Source organism: Streptomyces pristinaespiralis (genome assembly GCF_001278075.1).
GTDB lineage: Bacteria > Actinomycetota > Actinomycetes > Streptomycetales > Streptomycetaceae > Streptomyces > Streptomyces pristinaespiralis.
In genome coordinates this window covers 7,827,773-7,841,616 of record NZ_CP011340.1, presented here as the reverse complement: position 1 = coordinate 7,841,616, position 13,844 = coordinate 7,827,773, and the positions used below count along the sequence as shown (strand labels likewise).

Here is a 13,844-nt window from a genome sequence, read left to right as displayed (position 1 = left end):
CCGGGCGTCGCGACGCACATGGCCGGTACGGGACCAGGCACACCCGGCCGCGCGGCGCCGGTTGTGCCCGTTCCGTACGCGTGGCTAGGGGCGCAGGGCCTGCCAGATACGGTCCGGGAGGACCCTCGCCGCCTCGTCGAGATCGACGTCGCCGTAGCCCGCGAGCCAGCGTCGGGCGACGGCGACGACCGGGCCGAGGATCAGCGACTCGACGAGCGGCTGGGGCAGCGGCGCGATCTCCCCGGCGGCAACCAGCGGGTCGAGCCACGCGGCGACCGGGGACAGTCGGGCCTCCTGGGCGTCGCGGATCGCGCGACCCTGCGCCCAGCCGTAACGCTCGGCGTAGGACGAGTGCAGGAACAGGGCCGCGTCCCGGTGCTCCTGGGTGAACCGCAGATACGCCGCCACCACGGCCTCGATGCCGGAGCGGGCGTCACGGGCGCCCACGAGGGAGCCGGTCAACTCCTCGAGCATGCGGCCCAGCCAGCGGTGGCCGAGCGCCACGAACAGGCCGTCGATGCTGCCGAAGTGGTGGTAGAGGCTGCCGAGGCTCACCCCGCTGGCCTGGCAGACCGCGTTGACGGTCACCTTCTGCTCGCCCTGCTCCACGAACACCCGCAGCGCGGCCTGAAGAAGCAGATCAGCGGTCACCTCGCCGCGCTGCTGCTTCGGGCTCATGATCCGCCGTCCTTGTCCGTCCTTGCCGGGCGAGTGCTCCGCCGCGGCTTCCGCGCAGGTTAACCGGTGGTCGCCCGGACCCGGCAGCGGGGCTCCTCGATCTTCTGGAATGCTTTTCTAGAAATAGCTTCCAATTTTATGGCCGGGCCGACAGACTGGACACCGATCCCGGGTCCGCGCCGCGCTCAACACGGGGGGTGTCGCGGGCCCGGGCACACGTCAGCGGAGCGGAGCCGGCCGCCGCGCACCGGCATGGTTGTCGGCACCCCTGCCTTGGCCCGCGCGGGCCGCGGGAAGCCGTCGGCTCACCGGCGCGGGGGACGAGTCCGCGCTCGGCTCCGTTCTCACGTTCGCGGCGTGCGGCACGTGGCCGGACTGGTCACGGTGTCGGCGGCCGAGCGCGGGAAATGTATGGGACCGGGACGGACGTCGTCAGGCCTTGGTCTCCAGGTGGTCCGAGGTGGGCACGGGATCGGCCGAGGCCTCGGGCGTGCCGCCCGACTCCCCCTTCGGGAGCCGGCGCAGGGCCACCGCGCCGAGGGCCGCGTGCAGCGCGCTCGTGGTGATCGCGACGATGTGCAGGCCGGTCACGAAGGCCGCCTTGGCCTCCGCGGCCACCGCCGCGCCGAGGCCCGGGAGCTGGAGGGTTTCGTCGAGGGTGGGAGCCAGGTCGGGGCCCTGCAGGCGGAAGACGAGCGCGGCCAGCGATCCGAGGAGCGCGATACCCAGGGCGTTGCCCATCTCGTTGCTGGTCTCGGCGATGGCGCCGGCCGCTCCGGCCCGCTCCGCGGGGACCGCGCCGACCGCGGTGTCGGCGACCACCGCGAAGGAGATGCCGTAGCCGATCCCGGCGACGGCGGTGGAGGCGATGTACCAGCCGATGCCGCCGGTGGCGGTGGTGGCGAGCAGCGCCAGCAGGCCGGCGGCGATGGCGAAGTGCCCGGTGACCAGCACGGCCCGCTTGCCGACGCGGTCGACGATCCCCGGGACGACGACGGAGGTGACGGTGAGGACCGCTGCTCCGGGCAGAGCCAGCAGCGCGGCGTGCAGGACGTCCAGGTCGAGGACGGACTGCAGGTAGATCCCGGCCAGGTAGGCGGCTGCCGACCAGGCGGCCAGCGGCAGCAGCCCGGTGATGATCGCGATGGTGAAGACACGGTCCCGGAAGAGCGAAAAATCGATCAGCGGGTGGACGAGCCGGCGCTGTCGGGCCGCGAACCAGATCAGCAGGGCAGCACCGCCGGCCATCGCGCCGACCGGCAGGACGGCGATCCCGTCGGCAGCCAGATGCTTCAGGCCGTAGATGGTGAACAGCAGCCCGGCCGCCGAGGTAAGGACGCTGAGCGCGTCGACGCGTCCGGGGAGAGCGGCGCGGACCTCGCCGAGCAGCACCGGCGCGAAGGCCAGGAACAGGGCGATGACCGGCAGGTTCACCAGGAACACCGAGCCCCACCAGAACCGCTCCAGCAGCAGCCCACCGACGACCGGACCGACCGCGAACCCGGCGGCGAACGCGGCCGCGAAGATCCCGATGGCCCGTGCCCGGCGACGCGGCTCGGGGAACAACTCGCTCAGCACGGCAAGCGCCGAGGGCAGCAGGGTGGCACCGGCGACACCCATCAGTACCCGGCACACGATCAGCAGTTCCGGTGTCGAGGCGAACGCCGCCGCGGTGGAGGCCAGCCCGAAGGTGGCCGCGCCGACGGTCAGCAGCCGCAGCCGTCCGTACCGGTCGCCGATGTTGCCGAACGCGATCAGCAGGGAGCCGACGGCGAAGCCGTAGCCGTCCAGGATCCACAGTGCCTGGTCGGCGGTCGGGGTGAGGGCCTGGGATACCCGCGGCATCGCCAGGAAGAGGATCGACCCGTCCATGGAGACCAGGAGGACCGGACCGAGAACCACCAGCAGGCCGAGCCAGGAGCGGACATCCGACCGTCCGGCGGATGCCGCATGCGTGCGCTCTCGCTGCTTGTGCGTCTTCTTCGTCGTCATGGCCATCACGCTCGGCGCCGGCGCGCCCCCCAGCCATCCCACCCCTGTGGGTACACCCGGCAGGTACACCCTCAGCGGAACCACCGGCGGGATCCACGACCTACCGTCGAGGACATGGAGAGCCTGGGAGCGTTTCTGAAGAACCGTCGGGACCGGATCACACCCGCCGAGATCGGGCTGCGCACGTACGGCACCTCGCGCCGTGTCCCCGGGCTCCGGCGCGAGGAGCTGGCTCAGCTCGCCGGGGTCAGCGCCGGCTACTACACGCGCCTGGAGCAGGGGCTGGCCGAGTCCGCCTCAGAGCAGGTGCTGGACGCGCTGGCGCGCGTGCTGCGGCTGGACGAGGTGGAGAGCGCCCACCTGCACAATCTCGCCCGGCAGTCGGGCCGTTCCGGCCTGAGCGAGCCCCCGGCCGAGACGCCGCACGAGCGCGTCCTCGCCCTCCTTGCCGCCCTGGACCAGGCCACGCCCGCGGTCCTCCTCGGCCGTCGCGGGGACATCCTGGACTGGAACCGCGCCGGGCACGCCCTGATGGGCGACGGCATGGCGTTCGACACCCCGCAGGACCCCGACCGGCGACCGTCCGTCCCGCGGGCGTTCTTCCTGGACCCGCTCGCGCGCGACTTCTACCGCAACTGGTCCGAGCTGGCCGAGATCCACGTCGGCTACCTGAGGCTCACCGCGGGCCGCTACCCCACCGACGCGCGGCTTGCCGCTCTGCTCGGCGAGATCATGATGGGCAGCGACACGTTCGCCGGACTGTGGGCAACGGGCGACGTCCGAGACTGCACCACCGCCGCCATGCACATCCAGCACCCGACCGCCGGCGCTCTCAGCGTCACCTACCAGGTCTGGCTCCAACCCGACAGCCCCGACCACCGCCTGGAGTTCTACACCCCGAACGACCGCGGCTCCGCCGACGCCCTGCGGACGCTGATCCCTTAGACCGTAGACCGCAGGCCGCAGGCCGCAGGCCGCAGACCGCAGGCCGTAGACCGCAGGCCGCAGGCCGTAGAAGTGCAGACCGCTGAGAGCCCGGGTTCCGGTGGTAGGGGTAGCGCCGAGGTGAGCCCGACGGCCACCAGTACTTGATCTCCACGAGCGCCGTGCAGCCGAGCCGCATGGGCCCCAGAGGGACGTAGAAGTACCGTACTCGCCGTAGCCGAGCGAGACCCCGCCACCCGCCGCAAGGGTCAAGCCCGCGGAACTGTCGGTGAGTTACTTGCTCCCTGGTGTCCGCGCTGGGTTACGGGGCCTTGACCACAGGCCGCGCGTTCTTCGACCTCCGGCAAGTGGTGGGCGGAGCTCAACATCCGTTCCCTCGTACGTCGCGGCCGCTGGGCCCGGATCGTGCTGGGGCAGGCGGCGTGGACGACGCTCTGCGCACTGCTGATCTCCCAGATCCCGTGGACCGGCCGGAGCGTGCCCGAACTCCTCTTCTGGGCCGGCCTGGTGGTGCCGCTGTCGACCATGGCGTACGACCGCAGGAAGACCCGGTGACCGGTGCTCGCGTGACTTCGGGTGGGCGGCCATCCGGGAGGACGACGCCAACTGCCGTAATAGCCCCGGGACTTCGGTGCCCTGGCTCCCCCATCTGGTGCCCTCCGATGCGGATCACTCTCGCGGGCGTGCGATAGCTTGCCCGCCATGACCGAACCGGGACCCGTCGCCTGGCCCCCTGTCCCGACAAGGACCGAACGGCTCGTGCTCCGAGAGTCCGAGGCCCGGGACCGTGCGGCGTTCATCGAGCTGTTCGCCTCGCCGGAGGTAGGCACCTACATCGGAGGCTCTCGAGCGCGTGACGAGCTCGAACGCGCGGTACCCGAGGTGCCTGGGCGACGCCAGGGCCTGTTCGTGATCGACCTCGACGGAACGATGATCGGCATGATCACACTCGATCGGCGCGACGCAGAGCGTCCGGGGCACATCCGTCCGGATGCCGGGGAGACCGAGCTCGGCTACATGCTCCTGCCGCAGGCGTGGGGACACGGGTACGCCGCAGAGGCGTGCACGGCGGCACTCGACTGGTTCGCCGACGCGCTTCCCGGCGAGCCGGTGGTGCTCTGCACCCGGACCGCCAACGACCGCGCGATGCGCCTCGCGGCGAAGCTGGGGTTCATCGAGGTGGAGCGGTTCGAGGAGTACGGCGCGGAGCAGTGGTTCGGCCTGTGGTCCCCGGTCACGCCGTCCGGTGAGCCGGCGACCTGAACCGCCGACGTCAGCCGCCGACGTGAGCCGCCGACCTTGCCGTCCGCCGGAGGCGCATGGGCACCGTCACAGGGAGAATGGGCTTGAGTCTCCCCTGGGAGGAGACGCCAAGGTGGGGGCATGGACAGCGATTCGCATGCAGCGGTAGTGGGCCGGGTATCGGCCGCGTCGGAACGGCACGACGCAGAATCCGATCGACCGCTGAGCGACACCGTCGTACTGCGTGCGGGCGCGACGCCGTGCGCCCCCTCTCTCGTTCTTCGCCCCTGGCGCGTGGACGACGTTTCCGCGCTCGTCTCGGCGTACAGGGATCCCGTACTGCGCCGCTGGACGAGCTCCGCCGTGGAGAGCGAGGCTGACGCGGTCCGGTGGGTGCGGGTCCAGCGTCGGGGATGGGCGGCAGGCAACCGGTTCAGCTTCGCGGTCCTGGAAGAACAACCCGATGCAGCCCACGGGCAACTGGTCGCCAACCTGGTCCTCAAGGAAGTGACACCCGGCAAACCGGCGGCCGAGGTGGGCTATTGGACCGCGGCGCACGCTCGCGGGCGGAGTGTGGCGCCCCGCGCTCTGGCTGTCCTCACCACCTGGGCCTTCAACACCTTCGGGGCCGGCGGGCTGAAGCGCCTGGATCTTCTGCATCAGGTGGACAACTCGGCCTCGTGCCGCGTGGCGCACAAGAGCGGGTACGCCTTCGACAGGGTCCTGCCCGCAACGCCGCCCGCCTTCCCTCTCGACGGCCATCTGCACACGCGGCACAGAGATGCCTGATGGCCACTCGGCTTCTGCTGACGGGTGAGGCTGCTCATGCCGCCAGGACGGGAGGGCGTGCCCGGTCGCCTCGTGACGGGCTGTGAGTGACCCTCTCCCCAGGGGCGAATGCCCGTCTGATTTCGCGTGTGTGTCGCCGCGGGGCCCCACCACCGGGAGCAGGGACGCTGACCTGCTGTTTTCGCAAGTTCACGTCGTTGCCGTTCCGTTATCACGGCGGCGGGGGGTGCTGACAAATCGTTTCGCCACTTTGCGGGGAAGAGTGCCAGAAAGCGTGACGGTGCGTATCCGATGACAGGGGGCCGCTGTTATCCGTGTGTCCACACCGTGATGGACACACCGGCCCACTCGGGGAAGCGGGCCGGGAAGCAGGAAACAGAAAGGTAGAACTTCCATGTCGCAGATCAGCTTCGAGGAGCTCGACGTTCTGGCCGGCGAGATGCTGCCCGAGCGTGCCGTGCTCTCCACCGTCGTGCCCTTCAACAACTGGGGCGGCGGCGGTTCCGAGGGCGGCGGTTCCTCGAGCTCGGCCGTCGCCATCGCGCCGGCCGCGTCGGACCAGAACGGCATCACCAGCTCCGCGTGCACCGTCCAGGAGGTCGACGGCACTCCGGGCCTGGTCGGCGCCCTGGGCCTGGGCTCGAACAACCCGAGCTCCGGCATGACCTGCATGCCGAGCTCCACGTCCGTCTTCTGATAGATCCCCCCACGTCCGGGGACGGTGTCTCCGCCACCACGGAAACACCGTCCCCGGCCGTTCCGGGTCCCTCGCCCCGGCCGTGCGACACCGAACTCGTCAGCGAGGTCGAGCTTGGTCCACGTTGCCCCAGCGCCACGGTGTTGTTCATCGTGTTGTGTCGGGACTGGCCCCTACCTGTGCCTATCCATTGCCCCGAATCAGGTCTTCCCCGTCCGGGGTCCGGACCGCAACGGGCGGGCTTCCGGCAACAGGTCCCTCAACGTCCCAGCAGGGAACGCCACCACGACTGCTTCGGGATCGACGGCGTGTGTGCCGGCACCGCCGGTGGTGCCGATGCGGCCACAGGCAGCGGTTGGGCCCCGGTAGCGGGTTCGGGCGCGGTGACTTCCGTGCCGCCGAGGGAACGCGGGCGCGAGAAGCGCACAGGAAGGGAGGAAGGCCGGCTCGTCAACCAGTTGGCCGTGATGCCGATCTCCGTCTCCGGAACCGCCAGCCTCAGGTCGGGAAGCAGCGCCACGAGCTCGTCGATGCCGGTGTCCGCGATAGCGCGCCCGATGTCACCTCCAGGGCACTCGTGTGGTCCGCTGCTGAGCGCGAGGTGCGACCTGTTGCCACGCATCGGGACGCTGAGGTCGGGGCGCTGTTCGGGGTCCACGTTGGCGGCGCTGATACACAGGAGGAGCATGTCGCCCTCCTTGATGTGCTGGCCGCCGAGCATGGTGTCGCGGGTGGCCCACCTGCCCGGCACGATGCCGATGCTGGGGTTGTCCCACATGACCTGCTCGAGAGCGTCGGGAAGCGTCATCTGCCCGCCGGAGAGGTGACCGCGGAAGCGTCGGTCGGTCAGCACCAGCCGCAGGGTGTGGGCGATCAGGTTCACGGTGCCCTGGTGCGCGGCCACGAGAACCAGGCGGAGATGTTCGACGATCTCGGTGTCCGTCAGACGCGACTCGTGCGAAATGAGGCGCGAGGCGAGGTCGTTGCCCGGGTGGAGCTTCTTGCGCGCAACGAGTTCCTCGAGGGTCTGCGTCACGATCTGGTTGCTCGCGGCAGCGGTGGCGCTTCCGCGCATCAGGTCCAGAGTCGGTTCCACGAGCGCCGGCCCGTCCTGCGGGTCGATTCCGAGCAGCCGGCTGACCACCAGCATCGGCAGGGGTTCGGCGTAGTCACGCACGAGGTCGGCGGTCCCGGATGCGGCGAAGCCGGCGACGAGTTCGCGAGTGTAGTGGGTGACATATCGGCGCATGCCCCGGCGGTTGAACTGTGCCAGTCCGTCGACGACCGCGGCGCGCTGGCGTGCATGCTCCTCACCGTCGGCGAAAACGCACAGCGGCTGCCAGGCCACCATGGGAATGAGGGGGGAGTCCGCCGCGACCCGGTTCTCTTTGAAGGCTGTCCAGCGGCGGGAGTCGCGGGAGAACCGGGAGGGGGTGCGCATCACGTCGAGGTTCTCGCGATAGCCCAGCACGATCCAGGCGGGGAGATCTCCATGGATCAGGACCGGAGCAACGGGACCGTACTGCTGCCGCAGCTGTTCGTACAGCGCGGACGGGTTCTGCGCTTCGGGCAGTCGGTAGAGCCCGGCATCGTTCATACCGTGTGCTGGGCAGCCGGGAGGTGGCACGAGGCCCTCGCCGGGCAGGGACGGGTGGCGGGACACAAGGCCTCCGGGTCGAAGGTCCCCCGCCGTCACGAAGGCCGGCCGGGGGCGCTCATGATCGTCTGTGCTGGCCGCGGACTGAGCCCGCGGGCTTCGTTCGCGGATGAACGGAGCCGGGGGCAGCATATCCCTGCTCACGATGGCCACGCAGGCACCCCGGTTCCAACCGCCGCCACTCGGCAGTCAGTTGGTCGATGTCGGCTTCAGGCTTCCGGTCGGTGAACCTGCGGCGCTCCGGTTCCTCGCCCGTGCCGCCGGTCAGGGCCCCTTGCTTCCTCCTCCGCTTTCAGTGGTGAGCGCTCGCGGAGCGTGAAGGTGGCTCGCTTGAGAGCGGCTGACGCTCCTCCCCTGCGTCGGTGACGACTTGGGCGTGGACCCGCTCGCTCCGCTGGATCCCCGGACGCGAGGACCGGTACCAACCAGTGCTCATGGAGGGCCGGAGAGTCGTTTTCACCGAGCAGACGGCGACGTCTGATGGACAGGGACGAGCGCGGTGGTGTTACGCGTCCGGCGCGCCGGTGCGTAACGCCGCACGCCCCCGGACATGTCGATGGAGGACCGGTTCGTGCCGACTTTGTCCCAACTCCCGCTCCGAGTGGTGGCACTGCGCCCCGAACCATCGACCACGGAGGGTGCCATCGGGTCTTCCGTACCTCCTCGAGGAGTTGGACGACCTTTGCGTCGCTTGCACTGATACCTGGCGTTCATGACGTCGCCCCAGTTTCCGTTCGTCTCTGCTCGGTATCCCGATCACCACGTCACTTCCTCGCCTCAATGGTGATTTGCCTGGTCACCCTGGTGAGACGGTCGCGCAGCCGGCTCGCTCCGCTGGGCCCGCTCGGGTAAGTTGAAGGAGAAACAAACGCATCATGGGCAGGTGGCACTCCAAGTTGCCGCCGCATCGGGAGGTTTCGTGCCGGCCGGTCGACCGCGCGTGGCACGACGGGAGAGACGGCCGGGTAGGTGGCTGCGACCTCCACCCTGTTCGTGGCGGATGGCCTTGGCTACGATGCCGCCTAGTTGATCATCTTCGGCTGCCGATCCGACCACCCCCGCGACCACACTGTCCACACAATCACCACGCCGGACCGTGCCGAGCGCCGGCGGGACCGTCTCGAAAGGGAAGCCCGTGTCTTTGGCAGCCATACCCCGCGCCAAGGGAAGCATCCCCGGCCTCGGCCATCTCCCGAGACTGGCACGCGACCCGCTGGCCGTTCTGCGATCTCTGCATGCCGAGGGGCCCGTCCTACGGCTCGACGTCGGCCCGGTGCCTGTGGTGGTGGTGACCAGCGCCGCCGCCGTCAACGACCTGATGGTCAAACAGGCGCGGAGCTTTGTGAAGGGACGCTTGTTCGACCGCGTGCGGCCTCTGGTCGGCAACGGTCTGGCGAACAGCGACGAGCCGCAGCACATGCGCCACCGGCGCCTCATGCAGCCCATGTTCTACAAGGAGCGTCTCGCCGGCTACGCGGAGGTGATGAGCGAGCGGGCCGACAGACTGGCCGGCTCCTGGACTGCCGACCAGAAGTTCGACGTGAACGAGGTGATGACCACCTTCGCCATCGAGACACTGGCCGCCACCCTGTTCTCCGCCGACATCGGCCGCAGCGCCGTTGATGCGGTCCGCGAGGACCTCCCGATCATCCTGAGGAACATGATCCTGCGGGCACTCGCACCGCAGTTCACCGACAGCTGGCCCATCTGGAAGAAGTTCGACACCGCGGCAGCGCGCATGCGAGCGGTCATAGACGAAGTCATCACTGCGACGCGCGCCTCCGCCCCCGCGGGCCGCACCGACCTTCTGTCCCTGCTGCTTTCCGCCCGGGACGACACCGGGGAAGGCCTTACTGACGAGCAGGTCAGGGACGAGCTGACGACGATGCTGTTCGCCGGCTCCGAGACGGTCGCCTCGACGCTGTCGTGGGCGCTGCACCACTTGGCCCAGCACCCGGACGTCGAGCAGCAGCTGCTGGCGGAGATCGACCAGGTAGTGGGAGACGGGAAGGTCACCTTCGCGCACGTCACGCAGCTGCCGAGCATCACCCGGGTCCTGGACGAGGCGATACGCCTGCACGGCGTGGTCACCCTGATGCGGCGGACCACCGAACCTGTCTCCATAGGGGGCTACGAGCTGCCCGCGGAGACCGAGGTCCTGATGAGCCTCTACGCCCTGCACCGCAATCCTGACCTGTACCCGGACCCCGACCGCTTCGACCCCGACCGGTGGCTGCCCGAACAGGTCGCCGCGCGCCCCCGGGAGCACGTGGTGCCGTTCGGGGCCGGGAACCGCAAATGCATCGGGGACCGGTACGCCTGGATGGAGGCCACGATCGCGTTGGCCACGATTTTGCCCCGGTGGAAGCTTCGTCCGGTCCCGGGGAGCAAGTCCCCGCGGGAGGCGACGGCGGCGATGGCCCATCCGACGCGCATGCCGATGGTCGTCCTCCCTCGCTGACTGCCTTACACCCTGCCGGCTTCGCAGTCATGGAGACCGCCATTGCCGGTCCCCGCATCCACGGACGACCAGTGGATCGACGGCACCGTGGGGAACGTCGGCGCGGACACCCAGGTGCTTGGCGGCCCCCTCTCCCGACGTGGGGCCTGGTCCGATGTGCCGGGCCCACGTGTCTTCGGTGCCGAAGCAGTCGGAGCCACCGGTTCTTTGGATGAACCGGCCGGGCCGGCCGGTTATCGCTGGCTCCACCAAACGAGTCCGGACACCATGGCGGCGCCGGAGGCCGACGCCAGTCCGTAGACCAATCCGTGACTTGCTGCGCGGCCCAGAGACCGCAGATACCGTATGCGCCCGGTGGTACGTCCACTTGGGGCCGCTGAAGCTGCCGCCTCCCTGCGGCTGCCGGTTGACGTGGACGCATGGTGAGCGTCGCTCGAAGGCTCTCTGAGACCCATGCTTCTTGCTCCCTCGGATGAAGTGGCCGGCTAACGAACGGCCCCTGTGAGCGCACGTGCCGAGCCCTACCAACACGGCGCGACACAGAAGCCAGTACCTCCGTGCAGTTGCCCTCGGTGACGCGACCATAGGGTGGGTCTCCCCGGCCCGATGAGGTCAACTTCTGGCCTTGTCGCCCACGGCAACACAAAGGCACGAACCCTCCGCCTCCCGGCTCAGGGACGGAAACGGGGCGTCGTACAGTACGCCGACCAGCGCCTACGGCGCCGCAGAGGACTGCACGCGCACGCGGTCTGAGGAGCAGACCTCCCGCATTCCTTGAGAGCGGAGCAGCACTGCACCGGCTCCGGCTCCGGCTCCGGCTCCGGCTCCGGCTCCGGCACCGGCTCCGGCTCCGGCTCCGGCTCCGAGGAGAGTCGGGGCATCAAGGTGGTGCACACCTTTTGGAAGCCTCCAGGGTTCGCCGTCCCTCTCCCCTCCCCCATGTACTTCACCGACCGCGGCATCGAGGAGCCGGAGAACCGGCACGGCGAGGAGGAGGTCACCCTTGAGCGGATCGCTGTGCGGTGCTCCCCGTGCCGCCCTGTAAACGTTCTCCGGGCGACTCAGTCGCCCGCCCCGTCCAGGAAGTCGACGACCGAACGGCCCGTTCCGGCCGGGGTGGCGTGCGGCAGCGCGTGGTGAGAGACGGCCGGCAGCACGGCCGTCGTGACGCGTGGCAGCAATTCCTCGGCGCGGGCGGCCACTTCGGAAGGATCATGGGTCCTGGAGCTTCCGGCAAGGAGCAGCAGGACCGGCAGGTCCAGGCGACGCAGGGCCTCCGGTGCCGGGCGCGGTCCGGTCACCGGGCGGAGTGAGGGGAACCCGGCGGCCGCCTCCTGGAGAGCCAGCCAGTCGGGATCGACGGGCGCGCCCCCGGTCTCCCACTTCAGGAAGGTCCGGACGCGGCGGGGCGACGGCTGCAGGAGCATGGGCAGCGCGTGCAGCAGGTAGGCCGGCTTGAAGCCGGTGAAGCACTGGGTCGGGTCGAAGAGGACCAGACGGTCGACCCGGTCGGGCGCGCGCAACGCGTGGTGCAGTGCGATCCAGGCTCCGTACGAGTGCCCGCCCAGGGCGGTCTTCGCGATGCCGAGGCCGTCGAGGAGCGCGTCCAGCCACTCAGCCAGGTCGGCGACGGTACGGGGGTGGCGGTCATCGGCGGGCGTACTGCGGCCAGGGGCGCCGATCAGGTCGACGGCGTACACCCGGTGCCTGCGGGAGAGTTCGGCGGCCTGCGCGTACCAGGACGCGGAGGTCGCTCCTCCACCGCCAGGCAGCAGGACGAGCGGGGGGCCGTCGGCCGGGCCGCACACGTTGACGTGCGTCGCGCCGAAGGGCGTGGGCACGGTGGCGGTCTCGCGCGGCGTGGGCCACTTGGCCATGACCTGTTCGTACGCGGCGAGGAAACCGTCGGCATCGTACGTACCGCGAACGCTCATGAGCGAGGACCCCCTATTATCTCGTTCAGCGAGATACTTGTCGGCGAGATGGTAACCGGAGGCGGGCCGTGTCCGACCAGAGGTACGAGGAACCCGTCGAGCGAGCCGAGCAGGGGCCCGAGATGGAGATCGTCCACCTGCTGCGGGCGGTGGCCGTCGACCTGGGGAGGCACAGCGCCCGGTTCGCCCGGAGCAACGGCATGCACCCCACCGATGTGCGGGCGCTGATCGCCCTGATGGACGCCGCCCGCGCCGGCGAGGAGGTCACTGCCGGACGGCTGGGCGTCGCGCTCGGTCTGAACTCGGCGGGCACCACAGCACTGATCGACCGGCTGGAACGGGCCGGACATGTACGGCGCGTGCGTGGCGAACGGGACCGCCGCAAAGTCACCGTCGAGGTGGACGAGCAGGCCGTCACCCTGGGTCGGTCCCACTTCGGACCGCTGATCGACCGGGCGGTGGAGCTGCTGCGGGGATACGACGAGCGCGAACTGGCAGCGATCCGGGGCTTCCTGGCCGGGATGCGGGAGGCGGCTGCCCAGGGTCTTCCGGCGTAGGCCACCCCAGGTGACCAGCCCGCTGCCTCCGACGCTCGCGTTCGAGGACCTGGTTCACGTCACGGTCTCACTGCCGGAACCGGCCGGGGCGCCGGCAGGTCCGGGGCCGGCGAGGGCGAGCGTCGCGCCGAGGAGCGCGGAGGTCAGCGAGGGGAGTTGACTGGGGGAACCGGACAGCAGGAACAGCCAAGCGAAGACGGGGCCGACCAACAGGGCGTTGAGGATGGCCGGGTCGGGGCGGGTGGCCAGTTCGCCGCGCGCGGCCGCACGGTCCAGGATCTCCGTGAGGGTCTGACGCTGGGCTCCGAGGTACTTCTCGTCGAACCGGTCACGCAGTGCGGGGTCGGCATGGATATCGGCCAGCAGGCCCGGGATCGTCCCCTGCGGCGGATGGGCCATGCTCGCCGCGATCTCGGCGAGCACGGCGGCGAGGTCGGCGCGGAGCGATCCGCGGTCGGGTGCCACGGCCAGGAACTGATCCGGCAGGAGAACGTCGAAGATCATTTCTTGTTTGGTCGCGTGGCGCCGGTAGATCGCCGCCTTGCCCACGCCCGCTCGCGCGGCCACCTCGGCCATGGTGAGCCGCGCGTATCCCACCTCCGCCAGCAGCTCTCGAACGGCGGAGGCGATGGCGTCGTCGACGCGGCTGTCTCGGGGGCGGCCCCCCTGATTGCGGGCTTGCTTTCGCACGGACATGGATGCATCATACGAAACCAAGGGTATCGAAACCAATAGTTCCGAAACTGGTGGTCTCATATCGCTGGTACCGGCCGTCGGCCCGGCACACCGACCGCACCCATGGCGGCGTGGTCCACGACGCGGGATTGCCCCCGTCCACCCGATGCGGTGGTCGCCGGCTGCGCCACCGGCGGCCTCCGGCACCACCCGTAGG

The 13,844-nt window shown here is 70.0% G+C and carries 12 protein-coding genes and 1 pseudogene; 8 read left to right on the top strand and 5 right to left on the bottom strand.

Annotated elements, in window-relative coordinates:
- Nucleotides 1–84: 84 nt before the first annotated feature.
- Complete coding sequence (locus SPRI_RS33645) at nucleotides 85–678, bottom strand: TetR/AcrR family transcriptional regulator (RefSeq protein WP_005321071.1); 594 nt, start codon at nucleotides 676–678, stop codon at nucleotides 85–87.
- Between the two features lie 432 nt (nucleotides 679–1,110).
- Nucleotides 1,111–2,670, bottom strand: coding sequence for an MFS transporter (locus SPRI_RS33640; RefSeq protein WP_005321070.1), 1,560 nt, complete (start codon nucleotides 2,668–2,670; stop codon nucleotides 1,111–1,113).
- A gap of 114 nt (nucleotides 2,671–2,784) precedes the next feature.
- Here SPRI_RS33640 and SPRI_RS33635 point away from each other — a divergent pair, with 114 nt between their 5' ends.
- From SPRI_RS33635 to SPRI_RS33620, 5 genes are all read left to right on the top strand, one after another.
- Nucleotides 2,785–3,615 (top strand): helix-turn-helix transcriptional regulator, encoded by an 831-nt coding sequence (locus SPRI_RS33635; protein ID WP_037775463.1) that lies wholly within the window; start codon nucleotides 2,785–2,787, stop codon nucleotides 3,613–3,615.
- 405 nt (nucleotides 3,616–4,020) lie between these two features.
- The gene (locus SPRI_RS38630) at nucleotides 4,021–4,170 is read left to right on the top strand and encodes a hypothetical protein (RefSeq protein ID WP_005321068.1); all 150 of its coding nucleotides are present in this window, start codon (nucleotides 4,021–4,023) and stop codon (nucleotides 4,168–4,170) included.
- A gap of 147 nt (nucleotides 4,171–4,317) precedes the next feature.
- Nucleotides 4,318–4,878, top strand: a complete 561-nt coding sequence (locus tag SPRI_RS33630; protein WP_005321067.1) for a GNAT family N-acetyltransferase — start codon at nucleotides 4,318–4,320, stop codon at nucleotides 4,876–4,878.
- Nucleotides 4,879–5,079: 201 nt separating this feature from the next.
- Nucleotides 5,080–5,646, top strand: a complete 567-nt coding sequence (locus SPRI_RS33625; RefSeq protein ID WP_005321066.1) for a GNAT family N-acetyltransferase — start codon at nucleotides 5,080–5,082, stop codon at nucleotides 5,644–5,646.
- Between the two features lie 394 nt (nucleotides 5,647–6,040).
- On the top strand, nucleotides 6,041–6,343 hold the full coding sequence (locus SPRI_RS33620) for a hypothetical protein (protein WP_005321065.1): 303 nt from the start codon (nucleotides 6,041–6,043) through the stop codon (nucleotides 6,341–6,343).
- Nucleotides 6,344–6,602: 259 nt separating this feature from the next.
- On the opposite strand, the gene SPRI_RS33615 is transcribed toward SPRI_RS33620, so the two are convergent.
- Nucleotides 6,603–7,940, bottom strand: coding sequence for a cytochrome P450 (locus tag SPRI_RS33615; RefSeq protein ID WP_234020459.1), 1,338 nt, complete (start codon nucleotides 7,938–7,940; stop codon nucleotides 6,603–6,605).
- A 1,195-nt stretch (nucleotides 7,941–9,135) separates the two neighbouring features.
- Here SPRI_RS33615 and SPRI_RS33610 point away from each other — a divergent pair.
- Complete coding sequence (locus SPRI_RS33610) at nucleotides 9,136–10,461, top strand: cytochrome P450 (RefSeq protein ID WP_106428488.1); 1,326 nt, start codon at nucleotides 9,136–9,138, stop codon at nucleotides 10,459–10,461.
- Nucleotides 10,462–11,400: 939 nt separating this feature from the next.
- Nucleotides 11,401–11,478, top strand: a pseudogene (locus SPRI_RS39565) (DUF6104 family protein); the annotation flags it as partial.
- Nucleotides 11,479–11,522: 44 nt separating this feature from the next.
- Here the strand turns inward: SPRI_RS39565 and SPRI_RS33605 are convergent.
- Nucleotides 11,523–12,395 carry an alpha/beta fold hydrolase gene (locus tag SPRI_RS33605; protein WP_005321059.1) on the bottom strand — a complete coding sequence of 291 codons (873 nt, stop codon included), beginning with the start codon at nucleotides 12,393–12,395 and terminating at the stop codon, nucleotides 11,523–11,525.
- A 122-nt stretch (nucleotides 12,396–12,517) separates the two neighbouring features.
- On the opposite strand from SPRI_RS33605, the gene SPRI_RS33600 reads away from it, so the two are divergent.
- The gene (locus SPRI_RS33600) at nucleotides 12,518–12,952 is read left to right on the top strand and encodes a MarR family winged helix-turn-helix transcriptional regulator (protein WP_050791779.1); all 435 of its coding nucleotides are present in this window, start codon (nucleotides 12,518–12,520) and stop codon (nucleotides 12,950–12,952) included.
- A 54-nt stretch (nucleotides 12,953–13,006) separates the two neighbouring features.
- Here SPRI_RS33600 and SPRI_RS33595 read toward each other — a convergent pair whose 3' ends face one another.
- Nucleotides 13,007–13,648, bottom strand: coding sequence for a TetR/AcrR family transcriptional regulator (locus tag SPRI_RS33595; RefSeq protein WP_005321054.1), 642 nt, complete (start codon nucleotides 13,646–13,648; stop codon nucleotides 13,007–13,009).
- Nucleotides 13,649–13,844: the final 196 nt, after the last annotated feature.

What these genes read in the sequence shown, in the direction of transcription:
- SPRI_RS33645 (WP_005321071.1), bottom strand. Translation starts at nt 678, where the DNA reads ATGAGCCCGAAGCAGCAGCGCGGCGAGGTGACCGCTGATCTGCTTCTT.
- SPRI_RS33640 (WP_005321070.1), bottom strand. Translation starts at nt 2,670, where the DNA reads ATGACGACGAAGAAGACGCACAAGCAGCGAGAGCGCACGCATGCGGCA.
- SPRI_RS33635 (WP_037775463.1), top strand. Translation starts at nt 2,785, where the DNA reads ATGGAGAGCCTGGGAGCGTTTCTGAAGAACCGTCGGGACCGGATCACA.
- SPRI_RS33630 (WP_005321067.1), top strand. Translation starts at nt 4,318, where the DNA reads ATGACCGAACCGGGACCCGTCGCCTGGCCCCCTGTCCCGACAAGGACC.
- SPRI_RS33620 (WP_005321065.1), top strand. Translation starts at nt 6,041, where the DNA reads ATGTCGCAGATCAGCTTCGAGGAGCTCGACGTTCTGGCCGGCGAGATG.
- SPRI_RS33615 (WP_234020459.1), bottom strand. Translation starts at nt 7,940, where the DNA reads ATGAACGATGCCGGGCTCTACCGACTGCCCGAAGCGCAGAACCCGTCC.
- SPRI_RS33605 (WP_005321059.1), bottom strand. Translation starts at nt 12,395, where the DNA reads ATGAGCGTTCGCGGTACGTACGATGCCGACGGTTTCCTCGCCGCGTAC.
- SPRI_RS33600 (WP_050791779.1), top strand. Translation starts at nt 12,518, where the DNA reads ATGGAGATCGTCCACCTGCTGCGGGCGGTGGCCGTCGACCTGGGGAGG.
- SPRI_RS33595 (WP_005321054.1), bottom strand. Translation starts at nt 13,648, where the DNA reads ATGTCCGTGCGAAAGCAAGCCCGCAATCAGGGGGGCCGCCCCCGAGAC.